This is a genomic window from Pseudoalteromonas sp. 2CM28B, assembly GCF_023161935.1.
In genome coordinates this window covers 1-21,902 of record NZ_JALNTH010000065.1, presented here as the reverse complement: position 1 = coordinate 21,902, position 21,902 = coordinate 1, and the positions used below count along the sequence as shown (strand labels likewise).

At 41.2% G+C, this 21,902-nt stretch carries 19 protein-coding genes and 3 pseudogenes; all 22 read right to left on the bottom strand.

Going from position 1 to position 21,902, the window contains the following annotated elements; translation table 11 throughout:
* Positions 1-252: 252 nt before the first annotated feature.
* A pseudogene (locus tag MTN96_RS35695) lies at positions 253-1,293 on the bottom strand (IS630 family transposase).
* A 273-nt stretch (positions 1,294-1,566) separates the two neighbouring features.
* Entirely contained in the window at positions 1,567-1,917 is a 351-nt protein-coding gene (locus tag MTN96_RS35690; RefSeq protein ID WP_248534681.1) for a hypothetical protein, read from the bottom strand.
* Between the two features lie 50 nt (positions 1,918-1,967).
* Positions 1,968-2,339: a hypothetical protein gene (locus MTN96_RS35685; protein ID WP_008467865.1), complete on the bottom strand. Its 372-nt coding sequence runs from the start codon at positions 2,337-2,339 to the stop codon at positions 1,968-1,970.
* A 10-nt stretch (positions 2,340-2,349) separates the two neighbouring features.
* Positions 2,350-2,772, bottom strand: coding sequence for a hypothetical protein (locus MTN96_RS35680; protein WP_008467863.1), 423 nt, complete (start codon positions 2,770-2,772; stop codon positions 2,350-2,352).
* Complete coding sequence (locus tag MTN96_RS35675; RefSeq protein ID WP_004589269.1) at positions 2,756-3,421, bottom strand: isoprenylcysteine carboxylmethyltransferase family protein; 666 nt, start codon at positions 3,419-3,421, stop codon at positions 2,756-2,758. The genes MTN96_RS35680 and MTN96_RS35675 overlap by 17 nt, the downstream gene beginning before the upstream one ends.
* Complete coding sequence (locus MTN96_RS35670) at positions 3,414-3,749, bottom strand: DUF2933 domain-containing protein (RefSeq protein ID WP_016899208.1); 336 nt, start codon at positions 3,747-3,749, stop codon at positions 3,414-3,416. The genes MTN96_RS35675 and MTN96_RS35670 overlap by 8 nt, the downstream gene beginning before the upstream one ends.
* A 9-nt stretch (positions 3,750-3,758) precedes the next feature.
* Positions 3,759-4,112 (bottom strand): cupredoxin domain-containing protein, encoded by a 354-nt coding sequence (locus MTN96_RS35665; RefSeq protein ID WP_028834966.1) that lies wholly within the window; start codon positions 4,110-4,112, stop codon positions 3,759-3,761.
* Between the two features lie 11 nt (positions 4,113-4,123).
* Positions 4,124-6,367 carry a heavy metal translocating P-type ATPase gene (locus MTN96_RS35660; protein WP_248534679.1) on the bottom strand — a complete coding sequence of 748 codons (2,244 nt, stop codon included), beginning with the start codon at positions 6,365-6,367 and terminating at the stop codon, positions 4,124-4,126.
* A gap of 101 nt (positions 6,368-6,468) precedes the next feature.
* Entirely contained in the window at positions 6,469-6,882 is a 414-nt protein-coding gene (locus tag MTN96_RS35655) for a MerR family transcriptional regulator (protein WP_008467855.1), read from the bottom strand.
* Positions 6,883-7,188: 306 nt separating this feature from the next.
* On the bottom strand, positions 7,189-7,611 hold the full coding sequence (locus MTN96_RS35650; protein WP_036984768.1) for a hypothetical protein: 423 nt from the start codon (positions 7,609-7,611) through the stop codon (positions 7,189-7,191).
* Positions 7,612-8,235: 624 nt separating this feature from the next.
* A complete protein-coding gene (locus MTN96_RS35645) occupies positions 8,236-9,096 on the bottom strand; it encodes a copper resistance protein B (RefSeq protein WP_004589262.1) in 861 nt (286 codons plus the stop codon).
* Positions 9,093-10,916: a copper resistance system multicopper oxidase gene (locus MTN96_RS35640; protein ID WP_013465888.1), complete on the bottom strand. Its 1,824-nt coding sequence runs from the start codon at positions 10,914-10,916 to the stop codon at positions 9,093-9,095. The genes MTN96_RS35645 and MTN96_RS35640 overlap by 4 nt, the downstream gene beginning before the upstream one ends.
* Before the next feature lie 27 nt (positions 10,917-10,943).
* Complete coding sequence (locus tag MTN96_RS35635) at positions 10,944-11,414, bottom strand: DUF4440 domain-containing protein (protein ID WP_024596192.1); 471 nt, start codon at positions 11,412-11,414, stop codon at positions 10,944-10,946.
* A 15-nt stretch (positions 11,415-11,429) separates the two neighbouring features.
* Positions 11,430-12,317 (bottom strand): copper resistance D family protein, encoded by an 888-nt coding sequence (locus MTN96_RS35630; protein ID WP_024596191.1) that lies wholly within the window; start codon positions 12,315-12,317, stop codon positions 11,430-11,432.
* 19 nt (positions 12,318-12,336) lie between these two features.
* Positions 12,337-12,684, bottom strand: coding sequence for a copper resistance CopC family protein (locus tag MTN96_RS35625; protein WP_010558032.1), 348 nt, complete (start codon positions 12,682-12,684; stop codon positions 12,337-12,339).
* A gap of 53 nt (positions 12,685-12,737) precedes the next feature.
* The gene (locus tag MTN96_RS35620) at positions 12,738-15,902 is read right to left on the bottom strand and encodes an efflux RND transporter permease subunit (RefSeq protein WP_016899201.1); all 3,165 of its coding nucleotides are present in this window, start codon (positions 15,900-15,902) and stop codon (positions 12,738-12,740) included.
* Positions 15,903-15,916: 14 nt separating this feature from the next.
* The gene (locus MTN96_RS35615) at positions 15,917-17,674 is read right to left on the bottom strand and encodes an efflux RND transporter periplasmic adaptor subunit (RefSeq protein ID WP_008467840.1); all 1,758 of its coding nucleotides are present in this window, start codon (positions 17,672-17,674) and stop codon (positions 15,917-15,919) included.
* The gene (locus tag MTN96_RS35610) at positions 17,674-19,101 is read right to left on the bottom strand and encodes a TolC family protein (protein WP_248534677.1); all 1,428 of its coding nucleotides are present in this window, start codon (positions 19,099-19,101) and stop codon (positions 17,674-17,676) included. The genes MTN96_RS35615 and MTN96_RS35610 overlap by 1 nt, the downstream gene beginning before the upstream one ends.
* Positions 19,101-19,598, bottom strand: a complete 498-nt coding sequence (locus tag MTN96_RS35605; RefSeq protein WP_036956660.1) for a DUF411 domain-containing protein — start codon at positions 19,596-19,598, stop codon at positions 19,101-19,103. The genes MTN96_RS35610 and MTN96_RS35605 overlap by 1 nt, the downstream gene beginning before the upstream one ends.
* Before the next feature lie 107 nt (positions 19,599-19,705).
* The gene (locus tag MTN96_RS35600; protein ID WP_138686582.1) at positions 19,706-20,083 is read right to left on the bottom strand and encodes a hypothetical protein; all 378 of its coding nucleotides are present in this window, start codon (positions 20,081-20,083) and stop codon (positions 19,706-19,708) included.
* Between the two features lie 119 nt (positions 20,084-20,202).
* Positions 20,203-21,378, bottom strand: a pseudogene (locus MTN96_RS35595) (IS4 family transposase).
* A gap of 342 nt (positions 21,379-21,720) precedes the next feature.
* A pseudogene (locus MTN96_RS35590) lies at positions 21,721-21,902 on the bottom strand (IS5/IS1182 family transposase); the annotation flags it as partial.

Sequence of the window (21,902 nt, the reverse complement as noted above, 5' to 3'; positions counted from 1 at the left end):
AATGTATAGATTAATAGATCATAAGCAGAACATACTTAGACCAAAAGGTGATCAGAGTTTTCACACAGTCTGGGCACTTAGCCGAACTTCGGCAAAGAGCGAATAGCGGACATCAACGTTCACTTCAGCATTACCGAATACTGAACGGTTTTGAGCTAAAGTTTTTGCGCGGCACATGGAAAAGAACTGCGTAGAGTTTGGTGCCAGATGCAAGTCCATGCTAGGGATTTACTGCTGACTAAATAACTGATCCTAATTGTGATACACCTGCTTCAAGCCATGCTTGCCACCTGGGAACGGAGCCGCTGTGTCCATAAAGTGGTATACCTGCTCCAGTAAGTCATCCATGTTCTTACACTGATGGTTACGGGTTATCGTTTCATGCAACGCATGCCATAGCTTTTCAATTTTGTTGTGCCACGGGCTGTATACCGGTAAAAACAAGAGCTTGAACTTTGGGTTCTCATTCAGCCATTTCTGCGTTTTTTTGCTCTTATGGATGATGTAATTATCCACAATTAGCGTGATACTTTTCGCTCGCCGGTATTACCCTTTCAGTTGCTCCAACAGCGCAATAGACAAATCACTGGTCTTGCGCTCACCACCAACATAACTGATTTGTCCTGTCTGGCTGTGCAGTGCCCCCGCCAGATAGTGTTTCTTATTCTGGCCGGGTGTAGCTACCTTACGCTGTTTACCTTTAAAGCCCCAGTCGGCACCAATCTTCGGATTCAGGTGGATATCCACCTCATCCTGATAAAACACCGGATGGTCCACGCTGCAATTTTCAAGTGCCTCCCGCATGGCTGCTAACTTAGCTTCTTTATCTGGGTCTTGGATATACAGCGTCGGTGCCGCACGACGCCAGACGATGCCGACTTGTGGCAACCACCGCCTGAGAGTTGAGCTATGAATAACGATACGGTAAAGCTTATGCAGTAGCAGTGCGAATAATTCACTACTCCAACGCGACCGCTGATAACCCAGTGTCCTGGGTACATGGTTCACCAACAGTTTTAAAACACCGCAGATAAAGCCTTTGGGCTGACTTGGTGGTCGCCCAGCACCCTTGGTTTTAAGGCCATCTATACCTGCTGCTTCATACCAGGTTACCCACCGGTTTACTGATGAACGGCCTGCTTGCAAAACACGGGCTACTTGCGACTTGGTTTCACCTTTTAGCACCAATAACACCGCATTTGCCCGGCGGCACAGGTCTTTATCTCGGGTTTTATGTACAATTTTCTTCAAGCGGCGGGTTTCTGCGCCGTATAAAAATGCTATTTTGTTCATACTCAATGCGGTTGTTGATTGGTTATGTTTGGCGACTGATCTGATCGCGCAAACCGCATTGAGTTCCCTTCCTCGGGTGATCTACTATTTGGAACAGCTATTTAGGATGCCAGCCCATACCTTTCTAATTCATATGTAACATTTTTTCTGTCGTACTGGCATCAAGATAACCAGAACTGAGCAAACAATCTCAAAGGTTGTACAAAATAACACTAAAGTTTTTTCATTAAGTTTTATTGTTATGCTCTTGTGGTGGCTTTCGCCACCACTTTATTAGTTTTCAAGTTCCACCATATCTTTCGCTGCAATGTCACCAGACACTAGCTTTACAGTTGCGAAATGATCATTCACAATTTTAGTAATTTGTACCGTTCCTACCTTTTCGATAGTGTAGGGATCTTCACCTTCACTCAATACTATTCTTTCATGGAATCTAATAACACTGTATTTTTGCCCAACCTCTGCGCCATGCTTAGCACCAATACAGATTAGAGTTCGATTATCAGAACTTTCTACTACCTGACCTCTCATCATGTATTTATGATAAGAAGTGGTATTGGAACAACCCACTAAATATAAACCGAATGTAAGCAATAAAAGAGCTTTTATATAGGGTGTTTTCATCACTGTTACCTCATTTGACTAACTAATTATCTATACACTTTTTTATGAATTCATTTGTTTTTCCGGCCAGCCCCCGAAGGTGCTTGATGACAACTCCAAGGCTTATGAACAGAGTTATCTTTGATGTTCTGATCAACAAATTTATAGTAACTTTCTTTAGTATGTGTCCACCAATCATCATGAACATCTGCGCCATACTTACGGATTACCTCCTCAATCCCATCAAGGCTTACGTTTGCGGCATCATAGGCAAGGTGTATTTCACCTTCTTTGATGTTGTAACTAACTTCATCTATACCAAAAAGCTGATCTATTTCTTTTACTAACTCGTCACAGCTTTCTTCTGTGACATTGCTAAGCTTTAGGTTTCGAACAACTAAATTTTGCTCTTTAACGCCAACTCTATGATTTAAATCGCTCATAATTTTTCTCCTAATGTTTGTGTGAATGCTGTTGATTGCTATCTTTCATTTCTTCCATTTTACGGTTCATCTGCGGCATCATGTTCCCCATCATTTCTAAATGATGTTCAGCCATCTTGATTTGTTGATGCATTGGCATTTCTTCCATGTTTTTGTGCATGGATTGCATCATCTTCATCATTGAACGGTGATGTTCAACCATCATCTGCTGTTGCTTTTCAGGATCTTTTTCAGTTTTAATGGCATGGACTTCCTTTTTCATTTCCATCATCTTTTTGTGCATTTCTCCCATGTTCTCATGTGGTATTGCCATGCCTTGATGCATATCAGCTTTGTTCGCACCTTCATGTTTATGCTCATTGTTTTGGGCAAATGAGCTAGTGGTTATCAGTAGTGAACTAATAAATAAAATTGATTTAGTTAACGTTTTCATGATTTTTACCTTCTACACTTTTATTAAAATTTGGGATCCAACTTGGTGTCGATTCCATATACCTGTGGTACTCCGAACCAAACTCAGCAATCGCTTGTGCTTCTTCGCGTTTCGCTAGCTCGACGTAAACAACGACTAAGATCGGAAACATCGCAAGTGTTGGGATTGTCGGCCACTGCAATAAAAAGCCGAACATGATTAGAATGAAAGCTACATACTGTGGGTGGCGACACCTTGCATACCATCCAGTTGTAGCCAATTGATGATGTTTTTGCGCGTGATGCAATACATTCCATGCTGAAGACAACATAAAGAAACCTGCAACAATAAACACCATACTCACTATATGAAATGGGTCCCAATGGGCATCACCTTGAAATCCAAAGAAAGTATGTAATAAATGCCCATTTTCATGCGCAAAGAAATTTACTTCTGGATAGGTCTCCGTCAGCCACCCCGACAGAAAATAGATAGTTAAAGGAAAGCCATACATTTCAGTAAATAGGGCAACAATAAAGGCAGAGAACGCGCTTAGACTTCTCCAATCAGTTGATGTTTTTGGTTTGACAAAACTAAAGGCAAAAAAGATAAAAATTGCTGAGTTCAGTATCACCATCGACCATAAGCCATAATCATATGTTTCATTCATCACTGCTCTCCTTTTTATGTGATTCCTTACGTGCCTTTTCTAACCCTTGTATGTAGCCATCGTGATAGGCTGCATTTTTATCCGTGAGTTCTTGAAAGCTCTCTTCCTTTTTTTCATCAGGCGCATGTGAATGATCGTGACCATGTTTACCATGACTGCCATGCATAAATACGTGCATCAAGGGGCATAGCAATAAAATCAAGTAGGGAAGAAATTGCAGCATATGTTGACCATGCTCAAGCACTAAGAAGTAGGTCACTGCGGCAATAAGTGCCAGTGCAGCCCAGCCTGTAGGTGTTGACCAAAAATTAGGGTGTTGATTTTTCATATTGCCCTCCTAAACGACTTTTAAGACACCGCGATACATTTGCATCTGACAGTGAAACTCATGCTCTCCCGGTGATAAGTTCAATAGGGTAATTTGAGTAATTTCATTTAATTTAAGCTGTTCGCTTATATCCAATGAAGGAATAAGCATTGTTTCAGCGCAGGGGGATTGATCTTTGCGCATAAACTTCAGAGTGACAGGTTGGCTAGCAGACACCTGAATTGAGGATGGGGAATACACACCACCCCTCACTTCAATGAGTACTTCATTACCTTGAACGATTGTTTTATTGGGTTTATATAGCCAAAACCACCAAACAATCAGCGCGATTAACATTAAGCCTAATAAGTTAATAACCATCATTGTGATTCTCCTTAATGCTCTTTTGCTTTAAAAAAGCGAAGTCGATTTGCATTTGACACTACAGTCAATGACGAAAACGCCATTGCAGCACCTGCAATTACAGGGCTAAGCAGAATGCCAAAGAAGGGATATAGAACCCCCGCAGCAAAAGGAATCCCGGCTACGTTATAGACAAACGCGCCAAACAAGTTTTGTTTGATATTTCGTAAAGTAGCTTTGCTTACCGCTATGGCATCAGCAAGGCCATGAAGTGAACCACGCATTAGGGTAATGTCAGCACTTTCGATAGCTACATCAGTCCCTGTGCCTATGGCGAAGCCAACATCGGCTAACGCTAGCGCAGGAGCATCGTTGATGCCATCTCCTGTCATACCAACAATTTCGCCGCCTTCTTGTAGCTCTTTCACCTTGTTGGCTTTATCTTCTGGCAGCACTTCAGCAAGAAACTCACTAATACCCGCTTTTTTAGCTACGGCGGCAGCGGTTTCCTTGTTATCACCCGTTAACATGATGACGCGTATACCATTAGCCTGAAGCCGTTTGATAGCAGAGATTGAGTCTGACTTGATAGGATCTGCAACAGCAATGATTGCTGCAAGTTCACCATCTACAGCAAAGTACATAGGTGTTTTGGCTTCTTTGGCTAAAGACTGTGCTTGTTCAACAAAGCCTGTGAGGTCTACGCCTTTTAACTTCATTAGTTTATCGTTTCCGAAAAGCAGGGCTTTGTTGTTGCAGCTTGCTTCTACACCAAAACCCGTAATAGCATTAAACGATTCAATTTTTAGTAACTCAATATCCTGATCTAACGCACTTTCAACAATCGCTTGCGCTAAAGGATGCTCTGAGCCGCTTTCTAAACTTGCTGCAAGCTGTAGTACGTCTTTTTCGTCAGTAGCTTTTGCTAAAATAATATCGGTTACCTTAGGTGCCCCTTCAGTAATAGTGCCCGTTTTATCTAAAATCATGGCAGTGATTTTAGAGGCGGTTTGCAGTGCCTCACCGTTGCGAATAAGCACTCCGGCTTCTGCTGCTTTTCCTACTCCCACCATGACAGACATGGGTGTTGCCAAGCCTAAAGCACACGGGCAGGCAATAATAAGCACAGTAGTTGCTGAAACGATGGCAAAAGCAATGGCTGGCTCAGGTCCAAAGTTAAGCCATGCTAGCGCACTTAACACAGAGGTAATCATCACGACAGGTACGAAAAAAGCTGAAATAACATCGGCCAAACGGCCAATCGGCGGTTTTGAATTTTGTGCTCGTTTCACCATATTGATGATTTGTGCAAGCGCCGTGTCTTTACCAACGCGTGTCGCTCTAAATAAAATCATGCCTGATTTGTTCAAAGTACCAGCGACAACCTCATCTTCTTCAGCTTTTTCAGCAGGCATAGGTTCGCCTGTCAGCATGGACTCATCAATAGAGGTGTGTCCTTCCAATACCACGCCATCGACGGGAATTTTTTCACCCGGTTTTACCTTCACAATATCGTTAAATAAAACCTGCTCAATACCTATCTGAACTTCTTTGTTGTCACGAACCACGGTTGCTGTTTTGGCTTGCAAGCCGATAAGACGTTTAATGGCCTCAGAGGTTTTACCTCTGGCTTTGATTTCTAATGCTAAACCTAAATCAATTAAGCCAATGATCATGGCGGTAGCTTCAAAATAAACATGCCGTGCCATCAATGGAACAGCGTCAGGTGCAAACACGACAACCATCGAATACAACCAAGCTGTACTTGTTCCTAAAGCTATTAGAGTGTCCATATTAGCGGAGTGGTTTTTAAAGCTTTTCCAAGCGCCAACATAAAAATGCTTACCTGAAAAATACATAACACCAAAAGTTAAAATGCCTACAACCAGCCAAGACATGCGCTCAAGGTTTGTTTCAACCGTCATTTCTCCAACCACAATGCTGTAGATCATCAAAGGAACGCCGAGTGAAAGGGCAATAAACGTATCGCGCATTAGCTTTTTGTAATATGCAAAATCCGCAGCCTCTTTCTCATCAAGCGCATCTGTTGCTGAGCTATCATCAATTGGCTTCGCGTTATACCCCACTGACTCAACAGCTTTGATCAACTCTTTTGTTTTAGCTGTCCCATAAACTGTTACTGTCCTATCAGCAAAATTCATTTCCGCACTGACGACTCCAAGAGTTGCCTTCAACGCCCCTTCAATTTTGCCTACACAGCTAGCACACCCAGCACCTTCAATGATAAGCTGTTGGTTATGTGATACTTTCTCCAACGTATTCTCCTTACTTTTACACGAAGAGGATTGAGCTTTTGCCTGACAGCAACAGCCTGATTCAGTTTTTATATTTGTGTTAGTAGCCACCCTTTTTCCTCCTATGCTTTTTTAATTTGCTCAAAGTTTTCGATGAGATGACAAACCATGTTTGCAGTCGGTGCTTTGTCTTCCATTTCTTCCCATCGAGAAAGCGCAGAAGACATTTTTCCTCGAAGTGCCAACATTGCTTGAAACTGCTTTTCTGTTTCTTCAAGCCGCTCTTTGATCAGGCTTCTGACTAATGGGCACGCACTTTTACCATCTTCAGATTCATTAATAATTTCCTTGATATCTGCAACGGAAAAACCAAGGTTTCTGGCACTTAAAATGAATTTAAGTCTCGATACTTCTTTATTCGAGTATGACTTGTAGCCGTTCACTGACTTAGCAGGTTTTAACAATCCTAATCTGGTGTAATAGCGCACCGTATCAGCAGTCGTTCCAAGGCTTTTTGCCAGCTCCGCAACTTTCATGTTCACTCCTTAGTTCTTCACCTAAGTTTGTAATCTCACCTACAGCTTAGACCTGTGTCTAAGACACAGGTCAAGTGATTATTCGTGATTAATAATGCAAAAGCTAAAAACTAATTTTTGGTAAAAAGAGGAATCTCGGCCAAAATCGACAGTATTAATTACTGTAAATGGCAATAACTTGAGCATTTTCATAATGCCTTTCCAAATATCGTACTAATCGTTCAAAACAATTGATTATTTAAATCAATGAATAAGTCATTCTATTTTTGATGGGAGTGGCGAAAAAAAGACGCACTGATCCTGTGATTAGCCAATAATTGGTGGACGATAAAGTAAGAGATGGATACCAGATTTTGGTAGGGGTGTACGCTGTAGAATTAGCTCAGAATGAATATTGCAAATACCTTCGTCTTGCGCTTGCACAAGATAGGCATTTAAATGAAAGCTTGTACAAAAACCGCCTTCACAACAAACACAATCACCAGCTTTACATTTTTCACAGTCTTCATCACCATGACGGTTTTTAGAATCTTGCGAATTTTCAGTGTGATAGTGACTATTGTCAATCATTGATTGATGATGCATATTTTTGCTTGGTTGTATAATATGCGTGTCGGATGAGCCATTATGATGCTCTTCACAATTCATTGGTTTAGCAATAGCAAAGCCATGCTGCGTAAGCAACACAGTTATTATTACTATTTTAAACCACCTGAAAAGTCCAAACATTATCATTCCTTCTTTAGCACCTACAATATTAGCCACTTTATAAAAATAATTTTATGATCTTGATCAACCTTTGAACTAAAACCTAAACTTTTTACTTTTTACTTTTTACTTTTTTAAACAGCTTAAACTTCACAAGTATAAAAGGGGTGTCTAATTTATACTCATGAGATTGAAGCCAAGCATGAGCACCATTAAAAGAAATAAAAACCCTACGCTCATAATTAGGTATTGAGTAAGGGATCATTTTTCCAATTGTTCAGCTTTAAGCGCTGTACTTTGCAACAATCGGTTCTATCCCGGGCACATCCAATTCCCGTTCATCAAAAGTGATAAAATGGCCTATTGTAGGTCTTTCAATGGCGATGTTTTTTGCCTTGACTCTTTAACCTTAACCATTCGCCAACTTTACTTCTTAGCTGATATTCCACCTTGATAGGTATACACCAGACTGGCACCGACTGAAAACAAGAAGTAGCTTACTATTACTGCTCTTAGTTCTTTCCAAAAAAACTATTAGCTAGGCCTTTCCTAACATAACTAAAATGGTTTAAATCCCAAAAAACGAAAGCTACCATCAATATAGTTGCGGTAGCTCTCATCAAGTCAATATAGTATTTCTTCACATCAGAGCCAGAACTTGATACCTGCAACAAAAGCAGTATCACGAGTACTTTGCCCATTTAACTTCGCAAAGTCGGCTGTATTACCAAATTTATTCGTCCACTCAACGCCAACATAGGGAGCAAACTGGCGGGTAAACTCATAACGAACCCGAAAACCAATAGCACTGCTAGACAAGCCACTACCAAGGTTATTTTGGACGTCATCCTTACCGTAAAGCGTCAACTCTGCTCGTGGTTGAACAATTAACTTTTGAGTAAGTAATAGCTCATACTCAGCTTCGATCGAAAATGCACTATTACCTTGCTCTCCTAAATACGCAGTCATATCAATTTCAAACCAGTAGGGGGCTAGACCTTGTAAACCAAAAGCTAGCCATTTGCGGTTTTCACCTTCGTTATTGTAATCAAGTCGAATACCGACTTGTGTATCCCAATAAGCAGATATTGCGTGGCCCCATAGAAAATCTGTTTGGTTCTCCTCTAAATTACCTTCGCTAAAATCTCCTTCAGTTTTGATGACTAATCTATCAAAAGTAGTGCCATACCATGCCTGAAAGTCAAAAACACCTGCGTTTGTTTGCTCATTATATTCAAGACGATCCCCTAGTAGCGCGTAAAATGAATGCTCATCTGCCAAAGTCAGTCGTTTGTCGCTACTGAGTGCATAAGGGCCTTCAGTCAAAGTTGTACCTGCTGCATAAGCATGGGGGTCTCTAGCATCTTTAGGTGCATCTCCACCTTGTGCTTGCATTTTAGAATCACCCATCTCAGTCATCTCATCTTTTGCAGATACAGATACACTTATAAGGGGCAAACCTATTAATAATAGTCTTAACGTATTGGTTAGTATTAATTTTTTCATGATACAACTACCTCTCTAAACATACCTGCATCCATGTGGAATAATAAATGGCAATGCCATGCCCAGCGACCTACGTCATGAGGTGTTGTTAAAAAACTAATTCTTTGCGCTGGTTGTACAGGGATAGTATGGCGACGAACCTGTACATCACCTTTTTCATTCTCCAAATCGCTCCACATACCATGCAGGTGCATGGGATGTGTCATCATTGTATCGTTTTGTAAAATAACTCTTAAACGTTGATTATGCTTCATGTGAACTGGCGTGCTTTTTCCAAATTCCAAGCCATCAAATGACCAGCTATAACGCTCCATGTTTCCAGTTAAATGTAATTCAATTTCAGCCTCTGGCTCTTGCTGGTTTGTAATTCCCTCAAGAGAATGTAAATCTGCAAGTGTTAAAACACGGCGTCCATTTTTACGTAAACCTATACCGGGATCATCAAGGTTTGTTCTAGGCATATCAACACGCATATCAACAGAAGCTCCATACTCTGTTTTTGCATGACGCACTTTAGTGCTAGCAACAGCTAATGGGTTTTTAGTCATTCCATGTTTACTATGATCCATTGCCATCGCTCCATGACCCATTGCACTATGATCCATTTTATTAGAATTCATGCCCGACATGTCTGCCATACCTGCCATCGCGGAATGCTCACCACCTTGGGCCATATTCCCCATCATATCTGTCATCGTTAACCATTCAACGGGATCTAGAGCAGGTACTGGTGCATCAATATTAGGTGCCATTGATAAAGTACCTTTAGCATAACCTGAGCGATCCATGCTTTGTGCAAAAATCGTATATGCATCATTTTTTGGCTCGACAAGTACATCATAAGTTTCACCGGGACCAAATCTAAATTCATCTACTGTCACAGGTTCAACATTTTGTCCATCAGCTTGTACAACTGTTAACTTCAGCTCAGGTATTCTTACATCAAAAAACGTATTGCTAGAACCGTTAATAAATCTAAGCCTAACCTTTTCGCCAGCTTTAAACATTCCACGCCAGTTTGTCAAAGGCGCACAACCATTCATTAAAAAAGTCATTGCAGATGCTGATAAGTCTGCAAGATCTGTAGGGTTCATTCTCATTTTATTCCACATTTCCCGGCGTTGTAGCGCATTTGAAACGCTGCTATTTGAAATGTCATCAAAAAACTCTGGAACAGTAGGTTGATTAAAGTTAAATACATCGCTCTGTACTTTTAACTTGCGGAACAAATCCATTGGGTCATCATCAGTCCAATCAGACAATTGGATAACATGCTCATTGTCAGCACTAATAATATCCTTTTCTCTTGGCTCAATAATTAATGCGCCGTACATACCTGTCATTTCTTGAAAGCCACTGTGTGAGTGATACCAATATGTGCCGCTTTGTTGCAGCTTAAATTTATAAACAAAGGTTTCACCCGGCATTATACCTTTAAAGCTAATACCCGGTACGCCATCCATTTGATACGGAAGAATGATCCCATGCCAATGAATTGAACTCGGCACTGATAATTTATTAGTTACCCTGATAGTAACGTCATCACCTTCTCTGAGGCGCAAGGTAGGAGCTGGTATTGAGCCATTGATTGTTGTAGCCATTCTTACAACACCTGTGAAGTTTACGGGTGACTCATCTATCACCAGATCTATTATTTCTCCACTTAGTTCGGGCACAGTACCTGTTATTGTTCCAGCCACTAAAGATGAAGCAGCATGAAGAATGCTTGGAAAAGCAGCTAATATACCGCCAGCAGCTAAACCTTGTACAAAGCGTCTACGCGGTGTAGAAATTTGATGTAATGGATCTTTAATTCTCATTTTACTCTCCGAGGTTTGACCAATAAATTAGTGTGACCAATGAATGTGCTTAATTTTCCATTCACCGTTTTGCTTTTCGAGAACCATTGTTTCCATCCCTTGATAATCACGTTCTTCACCATTGTAAGTACCTTTAGTTTGACTACGCGAGGCAGAGATAGCTGTATTTCCAAGTATCGTCACTTGATGTTCAAGTGTGTCGCTCTTCATCGCTGCTAAATACTTCATATCCGACAACATATGATGATGAGCATATTCATCAGCGCTCCTTTCAACGCGGCCTCCCTCGAAAATGGTGACATCATCCGCTAACTGCGCTCTAGCCTGTTTTTGATTGCCAGTTTCAAGTGCTTGATGAAATGCCAAAACAACTTTTGCGGCTGGTGTATCTACACCTTTAAACAATCCTTTGTCTTTATTCTTATCACCATGAGCGTTTGCTGCGAAACTAAACGTCATTAATAAAACGAGTAGGATATTTATTGTTTTCATTTTCATTTTCTCTTTTAGGTTTTAATTTGCAGGGCCAACAACACTAGTAAGCCCAGCCGTTACAGATAAAATGGCAAAAGCTACTACCATTTCTATCGAGATAGATTTAGATAAAGCCTCTCTGCCTTGACTATTTTTAAGTTGTGGAACGAGTATTAGTTTATGTTTAGCAGCAAGTGCCAAAATAGACACTACAAGGGCCAATTTAAACAACAGTGTTTGTCCGTAACTTGAGCTTATTAGTGCATCAAGACTTCCGACCAATTGAATCACGAGCCAGAGGCCTGCTACCAACAATAGGCTCAATGTAAAACTTGCTTGTTTGCCAAAGCTTTCCATCAGCAAATGAAGTTCTGCATAACTTAGCTGATGGCAAGCCTGTTTTAGTGGCAATAACGCCCCAAACCACCATGCCATAACGAGCACATGCAAAATAAGCAAGCCTTTTTCAATTGTGCCTAACTCAGAAATATGACCCAGTAACGTGAATGAGTATGCAAGGATTAATAAACTCAACATTAAAGCGCTTTGTTTTAAGTACGAGTTCACAGCGAGTTTGAACCTTAAAGCTAAAGCGATTATTGCGGTAACTAGCCCAAGCGCTCGAAGCAAAGCTCCAGTGCCGACAGAGGAGTCCCACATAATAGCCAATATATCAGCGTCTATCGCCCCCTGAATTCCCTCTTCTGCCATTGCACCAGTACTGGCAAAGAACCAAGTAATATTAGCGATCAAAGCCATAACTATATAAGTTCTTGTCCACGTTAAATTCGCTATTACAGCATTAGTATGAGATTCATTATTCTCAAATATTTGCCTGAAAAATGTATAACCAGCAATACAGGCAAAGCCGACGTAAAATACAATTTTTGACAGTACAATGACTGTATTCCAGATATACATTTCCATATCAATCACACCGCCTATTTTAGTGAACCATAAAGCCGAAGCTATGTTTCATTTTATGACCATCGTTACCTAAGAAGGTTACATCCACAGCATAGTTTGCAGGAGCTAATTTAGGTAGTTTCCATGTAAATTTGCTAGTAGCGACTTTAGAAGGCTCGAATCCAAATTTAAATTCTTCGCCTTGTTTATTGGCCAATGAAACTTTTACAACCCGTACCTCTTTGGTGAACACCAAAGTTAACTCTTCTGGAGGATTCATTAGCATTGCATTATCAGCAGGCACACTTTTTTCAAGATGCACATGCGCAAATACCGCACTACTAAAAACGACACTGATTACGGTTAAAAATTTAATTAGTTTTTTCATATTTACCTCTATTTTAGTTTATTGAAATTGCTATTTATAGTTTCTTAACTTCGCTAAGCATTACTTTTTAGCTCCGCCTTAGAAAGCTCCTTGTTAAAGGCGTTTAATTCTGGCTTTTTAACGATTGAGTAAATTACTGGGAGCACAATAAGAGTGAGTAGCACAGCACTTGTCATTCCGCCTACCATAGGTGCAGCTATACGACTCATAATCTCCGAACCTGTTCCTGTACCATATAAAATGGGCATCAAGCCGATAATGATTGTTGCAACTGTCATCATTACTGGACGAACTCGTAAGCCTGCACCGTGCAATAATGCATCTTGATATGCATCATCAGAGATAGGTTCAGCTCGCTCTTCAGCTTTTTCCTTAAGCTCAGCAAGTGCCTGATTGAGATAGACCAACATTATCACACCAATCTCAACCGCTACCCCAGCTAGAGCAATAAAGCCCACGCCAACAGCCACAGAGAAGTTAAACCCTTCCAGATACATCAACCATAAGCCACCAATCATCGCCATCGGCAAGGTAACGATAATGATAGCCACCTCACTAAACGCTCTGAAGTTTAAGTAAAGTAGAATAACAATAATGGCGAGTGTTAAAGGCAATACATAGGTGAGCTTTTCTTTCGCTCTTTCCATATATTCGTATTGCCCAGCCCAAGTAATTGAATAACCTGCTGGTAGTTTTAGATTATTAGCCAAGTGTATTTTTGCACTTTCAACATAAGTACCTACGTCAACACCGTCTATATCGATAAACGTCCAGCCATTTAAACGAGCATTTTCACTCTTAATCCCCGGCGGACCGTTCTCAACTCGAATATCTGCGACATCACCTAGTGCAATGCGTTGACCACTTGGTGTTACAACTGGTAATCGTGATAGCTGCTCAGGAGAGTCTCGATAGTCTTGCGGATAGCGTAAGTTAACAGGGTAACGCTCTTGACCTTCTACCGTTTGGGTAACGTTCATACCACCAATAGCTGTAGAAACCACTTGTTGAACATCCTCGATGTTTAACCCAAAGCGACTTGCCTTATCGCGTGAAATATCAACCTTGATATATCGTCCACCTGCAACTCGCTCTGAGTAAACTGATGCTGTGCCTGTAACTTCGGGTAAAATTTGCTCTATTTGTTGGCCGATTTCCTGAATCACATCAAGCTCTGGTCCGGCGACTTTAATACCCACAGGCGTTTTTATGCCTGTTGCTAACATGTCGATTCGGGTCTTGATTGGCATAACCCAAGCATTCGTTAAGCCCGGAAACTTAACCAATTTATCAAACTCAGCTTTTAACGATTCAGTAGTCACACCCTCTCGCCACTGCTCTTGTGGCTTCAATTGAATAAAGGTTTCAATCATGGTTAAAGGTGCAGGATCGGTTGCAGTTTCAGCTCTTCCTACTTTACCAAATACAGTTTCAACTTCTGGCACAGTGCGAATAAGCTTGTCTGTTTGCTGCAATAACTCCCTTGCTTTACCAATTGAAATACCGGGATAGGTAGTAGGCATATACATGAGATCGCCTTCATCCAATGGCGGAATGAATTCACTACCAATTTTATCGACAGGCCAAAAGCCAACGATAGTCACTAATATTGCTGCTACTATTGTCGATTTTGGAAACTTCATGACTTGCTTTAAAACAGGCATGTAGATAGCAATCAATAATCGGTTTAACGGGTTTTTCTTTTCAGAAACAACTTTGCCTCGAATAAAGTAGCCCATCAAAACAGGCACCAATGTGATCGCCAAACCTGCTGATGCCGCCATTGCATAGGTTTTTGTATAGGCGAGCGGAGAGAACATTCTTCCTTCTTGCGCTTCCAAGATAAATACAGGTAAGAATGAGACTGTAATGATCAGTAAGCTAAAAAATAGTGCAGGGCCTACTTCACTCGCAGCCTTAGCAACAATTTGCCAGCGATTTTCATCTGTTAGTGGTGTTTTCTCCATATGCTTGTGCATATTTTCAATCATCACTATTGCACCATCAGTCATCGCACCAATCGCAATAGCGATACCGCCTAAAGACATAATGTTGGCATTGATGCCTTGCATATACATGATAATGAACGACACCAAGATACCTAATGGCAGAGTAATAACTGCCACAATAGATGAGCGAAGATGAAATAGGAAAGCCACACAGACAATAGCCACGACTGCAAGCTCCTCTAGCAACTTGCTCCAAAGGTTATCAACAGCACGATCTATTAACTTCGATCTGTCATAGACAGGGACAACCTCCACCCCCTCTGGTAAAGAAGATTTGAGCGACTCAAGCTTTTCTTTTACCCCATTTATGGTTTGTTGAGCATTTTCACCAAAGCGCATAACGACAACACCACCAACAACTTCGCCTTCGCCATTAAGTTCTGCGATACCACGGCGCATTTGAGGACCAAGGTTAACGTTGGCAACATCTCCAATACGCAACGGCGTGCCTTGTTCGTTAATACCAAGTGGAATTTTCTCTATATCACTAACTGATTGAATATACCCCGTTGCGGTAACCATATATTCAGCTTCAGCCATTTCCACAACGGATGCGCCAGTTTCTTTGTTCCCTTTTTGTAAGGCTATTTGTATTAAACTTAGAGGAATATCGTAAGCTCTCAATTTGTCAGGATCTACTTGCACCTGATATTGCTTAACCATACCGCCAACGGCGGAAACCTCAGACACGCCCGGAACAGTTTGTAGTTCATACTTTAAAAACCAGTCTTGAATGCTTCTTAATTGGCTTAGATCATGGTTTCCAGACTTATCTGTTAAAGCGTAAATGTATACCCAACCCACACCTGTTGCATCAGGTCCTAATTGTGGTTTTGCCGAATCAGGCAGGCTTGATGCTACTTGGCTTAAGTATTCAAGTACTCTGCTTCTAGCCCAATACAAATCAGTATCATCATCAAAAATGATATAGACGTAGGAATCACCAAAAAATGAGTAACCACGAACAGTTTGCGCTCCCGGTACTGATAACATCGCTGTAGTAAGAGGAAATGTCACTTGATCTTGCACTACTTGTGGTGCCTGTCCCGGATAGCTCGTCTTAATTATCACCTGCACATCAGAAAGATCGGGGAGTGCATCTACTGGTGTTTTTTGTAATGAATACAAACCACCAAACGCGATAATTAAGGTAATCAACAAAACAAAGAAACGATTGCCGATAGACCATCTAATAATTGATTCAATCATTATTTTTCTCCCACTTAATGATTAGAATGATCAACAGCAGCTTTATTTTCCTTGCCGTGTTGTTCATCTGATTCAAGAGAAATGTCAGTGATAACTAAGTCATCTCTAACCTCAAAAGTGAAAGTGACATTATCACCGACATTGAAATCAACCATTTCTATATTGTCCGCGACGATAAAATCCATCGTCGCAGCAGGTCTATCCCATTTCTCTATTGGGCCTCTGCTAATATTTAGAACACGCGTATCAACATTAATAGAATTAATTAGACCTGATACTGTTGCAAAAGATACTTCTTCACTCATATCACCAGGCTCACTCATGATATGAATTCCAGTAATTTCATATCCACCGTCTTCGGTTTTGCTCACTTCAAAGTGCAAAGATTGACCTGACTTTAATGAGTCAATATCGACTTTTTCAGCCACAGTAAAATCCATAACCATTTCAGGCCAATCCCAAGCTTCAGCAGGGCCATGTGAAATATTAACCATGCGGTGCCCTGCCATAACACTATTAACATCCCCTTGCATCCAAACAGAGTTAGGCACTTCATCATGAGTCATTCGTTTAAAGTCAGAGCTTTTACTTGATTCAGAATCAATCAAGAATTGGGCAGATGTCACCACAACGTCATCTTCATTTAAGCCGTCTAATATTTCGATGCTGTCGATATCAACCCGGCCAATAGTCACTTCAATAGATTTAAATTGCCCATCACCTAACGCAAGTACTACTCTGTCCTGTTTACCTGTTCTAATAACGGCTTCTTTAGGCACGAGGATGGTGCTATCAGCTTGATTAGCGTGAATAGAGACTTGTGCAAACATATTTGGTTTTAATTGATAGTCTGTGTTATCAAATTTCAATCTCACTCGGAGTGTGCGTGTTTTACTGTTCAATGTTGGATAAACATAATCAACGACACCAGCCCAGTCCTCACCGGGTAAATAATCCAGTGTCATTGATACAGGAAGTCCTTTTTTAATTAAGGCTGCGTCACGTTCAAACACTTCTGCTTCAACCCAAACTTGATCTAGCTGGCCAATGCTTAATAAGGTGTTTCCCGGCTTTACATAAAAACCTTCTCTAACCTTCAAACCATCGACAACACCTGCTTGTGGTGAATAAAAGGTAATTGTTTGCTGAACCTTTCGTGTCTTTTCTAGCTTTTGAACAAAGTCTGCTGAAAGCTGTAACGCTTTTAGGCGATCTTTGGCTGCTGAAATTAAAGAACTATTGTTGCGCTTTAACGCTATTAACAGCTCTTCCTGAGCATTAACTAACTGAGGAGAATATAGTGTATAAAGAGGCTGCCCTTTCTCTACAGGGTTACCTGCTGCTTTGATGTAAAGTTTATCAATCCAGCCATCAACCCGTGGGTGGATATGAATTAGCTTATCTTCATCATATTGAACATAACCTACCGTTGAGATTTCAGTATGCATATTTTTCAGTTCAACAGGTGCAGTGCGAACCCCAAGGTTATTCACTACATGAGGCGCAATTTTTACTGCTCCGGGGCCAAAGTCATCACCAGATGATCCTTCCTCATACACTGGAATTAAATCCATCCCCATAGGCGACTTACCGGGCTTGTCCCGGCGGTAATTAGAATCCATCGGTGCAACCCAATACAGAGGCTTTTTCTCTGCTGATGTTGCTTCATTACTATTACTGTTTGAGCCAGTACCTTGATATAAACTCAATGCTCCAGCACCAAGTGCTGCCCCAATGATGATGGCAATAATTGTTTTTGTATTCGTTGACATTATTTTTCTCCAAATTGCTGATTGGATAAGTGCTGATTAGTTTTGTGTGAAGTTTGCATCGACTTATGTTCAGCATTTGAGTTAGATTGAGAATGCGCAAATAAATAGTTGATACGAGCAACTGTTTTAAGTGCGTCAACATCAATTCTTAAAGCTGATATTCTGGCATTTAATTCTGCGATTCTTGCTCGAACAACTTCGGCAAAATCGCCATCATCATTTGTGTAGGCTGTCAATGACGCTTCTGCTTGGTCATGAGTTTGTTTAAGGAGTTGTTCTTGATAGATAGATTGTCTATCTGATAAGCGTTTAAGCTGTCTTAGTTCTTTTTCTAAAACACTGATCATTTGCTTTGTCAGTAATAGTTTCTCGGTTTTAATAGTCTCTGAATCTGCAATAGAAGCTGCAACTTGCTTATCTTGTCTGTTCTCGGTAAACAAGGGTAAATCAAACGTTACCCCAACAGAAAATAAATCAGCTCGGCTATCACCAGAGGGCATATTGTCGCGATAGGCATAACTAGCATTAACACCCCATTCCGGCTCATATTGCTGTTTGGCTAACTCAATTCCTTTTTCTGAAGCTTTGCGTTTTATATCAATTGCAAGTATGGCTGGGTGATTCGAAAGCTCCTGAGCCAATAGATTTCTTGAGTAATTAGATGCTTTTAGGACTGTTGGATTATTCAGAGTAATTGCAGGTAACTTTTTAGAAACCCTAAACTCTAATGGTTGCGCGTCAAAGTTGAATGATTCATTCAAACGATCCGCATCGTAAATATGAAGCCACTCATTGAGACGAGCGATTGTCGTTTCTAGTTTCTGCTTTTGCGAAGTTAATCTGTCATCTAACTGCACGATTTCCAACTGAGCACGAATAACATCTTGCTGTCTAGTTTTACCAACAACGTTTGAATAGCTAGCTTTAGCCACTTCCGCCATCTGCTCAAAGAGAGACCAATCATCTTCAATCAATTTAATAGTTTGTTGGGCTAAGTAAGCATCTAACCAAAGTTGTGACACTTGGCTTTTCAACTTAGCTTTACGATCCTCTCGTAACAGTGGAAATTTCGTGGACTCAATTTGTAACTGGTCTTTCTTGATCTCTAGACTGTCGCCTCTCGGAAACATTTGAGAGACGCCAACCTTTAGCTGAGTCATTCCTTCCTGATCTAAATCCCAAGTATCTGTTGGTAAATTCATTATCCCTAGCGATACTTTCGGATCAGGCAAAGTACCTGAAGCAATACTTCTATTTTCAACTGCACTTTGTTTCAATCGGCTACCATGAAGCCAAGGATCATTTTGCTGAGCTAAGGTGATAGCTTGTTCAAGCGACACTACTTTCTCAGCTTGAGCTGAGAATACAGATAAGCCGAGTATTAATGCAGTTGAAAGTGAAGTAAGGTTTGAAGAGTTCAATTTCATTAGAATTGCTCCTCGTATGTCTTAACTTTTGCATAGACTTTGCTCGTTCCATCTTTAAATAGAATTAACACGTTGTATGGCATAAAGCGGTCATCGACTTCCATACCGGGAGAGCCAACTGGCATTGCTGGAACTGAAAGCCCAATCGCATTGGGATGTTCTTCTGATAAGAACTGCTGAATAAATTTAGCAGGTATATGACCTTCAAAGGCAAATCCATTTCTACTCACTGCCGTGTGGCATGAACGGTAATTAGGTTTGATACCATACTTAGTTTTGATGTTGCCGATGTTTCGGAAATCTTTGGAATGCGCAACGATCCCTTTGTCTTCAATATGAGTTATCCATTTTTTACAACACCCACAAGTAGGGGTTTTATAAACGATTAACTCCAAAGGTGTTACGTCGTGATTGTCTGCATGGTTATGTTCGTTGGCGTTTGCAAACGCAGGTGAAAGCAGCATTACTACTGCTATTTTTAAATACTTATTGATCATTTTTGCCCCCAGACATCGCTGGAAAATATCTATAGCGCTACGACGCTATATTGACTAACAGAAAAATTAATTACATGTGCGAGAAATTTGGACGCACTAATCCTGTATTAGGCAAAAATTGGTGGACGATAAAGGGAAGTGGAAATTGAATGAGGTTGTTTAGATTGCAGAGCAGCTACAGATTCACTGAATATTTGAATATCTGTCGAATCAATACTGGAATTTAGGACTGTCGTAGATGAGCAAGCATTTGTAGGACAAACACAAACACCACAACAATCTTCTGATTGACCGTTACTGCTTTTATTCATATCACCATGCTCCATTCCTTCATGATGACTCATCTTGGAATGTTCCATGTTCATGTGTGATTCATGAGAACCTAATGACATTTCGCAAGACATAGCAGAATACGCAAATGCTTGCCCTACAAAGGCAACCAGCATAAGCGTTATTACTAAGACTTTTGAAAATGCTTTAGACATAAAATTCTCATAAAAATATACATGGTCTATGCTAATACAAATTTTCGAATAAGTAAATTGATATCATCAAAACATTTATGAATATTTGCTGAGGGATCCCCTCGAATTTGACCATAGTATCAGCTCTTTTCCAGTTTGATGACACCCCAGTCAAACTCTGCGGCCCAGAGCGTGACTTGCCGTCTTGCCGCTTGTATCTCTTCTTCAGTTAAGCCCAGCTGGGCGGCCTTTGATAATCGCATTCCCAGGTAGTTAAATGAGAGTACTCGCCGATGTTTGATGCTGTTAGCCTGAAACTGCAAGTGCTTCCCGGCCAGCTCTGCCGCCAGCCCTATCATGTAATGCAACCAATTTGCCAGTGCCGCCAATAGCAACAGCACTTCCAATCGTTCGCGTTTATAAGTACGGTGGGCTTCGCTACCTAAGCCATAGGTCTGGCTTTTCTGGTCGCGGAAGCTCTCTTCTATTTGCATGCGTTTGCCGTAGCATTTGGCAATCTTCGTCGCGTAATCGAAGCAATTGGGCAAGGATGAGACCAACAACCACGGCTCTTTATATTGCTTGTGTTTGTCGGATTTTCGCAGCTTCCAACCGGTGCCCACCAGCACGGCTTGAGTGCGATATTGCTGGGCTTTGGTCAGCTTAACCTCACCCAAGACTTGGGGCGTAGGGCGTGCTTTTTTGTAGGCTTTGGCAACCGTGATATAGGCATCCTGGCCGGGTAGTTGCAGTGTCTGGTTGCCACGAACTCTGGCAATGTAATGCCAGCCGAGCTTACGTATTTGCTTAAACCACGGCACTTTAAAACCCGCATCGGTAATAATCACCGGCTTAAAGTCTGCCGGCAGTACCTGCTTTAACCGGTATAAAAACGCCCTGTGTACGTGTGGGCACGTATACTCGTCCATCGGCACAACAACTTGATGTAACGTCAGTGGGCGACCTTCCAGCGCCAGGCTGGCACGCAGGATAAAATGGCGCTTTTCGGTGTCGGCATTGCTCCAGTCCACTAAAATCAGCGGCTGTTTGCCCTGACGTAGCAAGCGGGTCATTTCGCCATAAATAAGCGGCGCCTCTGCTTGAAGCGCTTCATTTCTTAGCAAACGGTCAGCTCGTTTGATGCCGTGTTTTTATGACGTTTCACTGTCAAAATTACGGCCGATAGCCGTTACCGTGCATTGGCCATTCTGCATCAAGCTTTGTACTGCCGCCCCCACAGCTAAAAATCGGGCTTTGTGCATACATTTGGGGGTGACAAATGAGAGGAAATCGGCGAGCATTGTTTTTACATTCATGGCAGCATTCATGGTTAGGTGTTTTTGGCGAAAGATCAGATCGGGAACTGCCATGAATGTTCCCTTCGCCTCTAACTATTTGTTTTATCTACGCCATTCGTGGGGATTCGTCAGCTATATTGCTTTAATTAAACTTACAAATACTTTTAGGTACATCTGATATTTGTGCAAGCTATAAATTCGTTGCTCACCATTGACTAGAAGTGTCCGCTTTTGGCACAGACTGTGTAAAAACTAATTTTTAATAAATTGTCTTGGGTATGTTCTTAGTTTAAAACCATCTAGGATGGTTGCGATCGATTTTTTCTCAGTATCACAATTTTCTCCGCGCGAGCGAAACTGCTATAGCAACGCTACTCTAATCGCTTTACTTAGACCATTAACTCCCATAATTGTGAGCATTCTTCTGAAGTTGTAAGCCAGAACATGAAGACTTATTTCTGTACTCACGCTTTTTAAACCTCGTGTTAGTAAGTGGGTAGCTCCCATCCAGAGTTTAATTGTGCCAAAGGGGTGCTCAACAG